At 64.6% G+C, this 362-nt stretch carries 1 protein-coding gene; it reads right to left on the reverse strand.

Annotation, left to right across the window (positions count from 1 at the left end; all coding sequences use genetic code 11):
* Nucleotides 1-362: replication protein P (locus tag HYI44_RS29230; RefSeq protein WP_263869162.1), on the reverse strand; the 362-nt coding region annotated here is incomplete at both ends.

Consider the following 362-nt stretch of genomic DNA (forward strand, 5'->3'; position numbering starts at 1 on the left):
TCAGCCAGTTGCAGCGCAGATTTCTGGCTGTCGTGCCCGATACCGGCGAGGATCTTGCCGTCGAGCGGTTCCCCGGCCTGGGCGCGGCGCAGCACGATCTGGTAGTTGCGGTCGAAACGAGCCCGCATTGCCTTGTCGTCTTGCTTGGCCTTGGCCAGATCGAACTTCCCGGTCGCATTGGCAGCGATTCGCACCGCATCATGGCTGGCCGTGCCCATCAGGGCCTCCATCCACGCGTCAGCTGCCGAGGGCATGCCGTAAGCCTCAGGGCCTGGCGTGCACCAGCCAATGAACTGGCCGATGCTTGGCGCGAACGGTGAGCCGCTCTTGCGGCACTGCTCGATTCCGAAGCGGATGTGCTC

The organism is Pseudomonas sp. Y24-6, from assembly GCF_020295325.1.
In the GTDB taxonomy this organism is placed as follows: domain Bacteria; phylum Pseudomonadota; class Gammaproteobacteria; order Pseudomonadales; family Pseudomonadaceae; genus Aquipseudomonas; species Aquipseudomonas gregormendelii.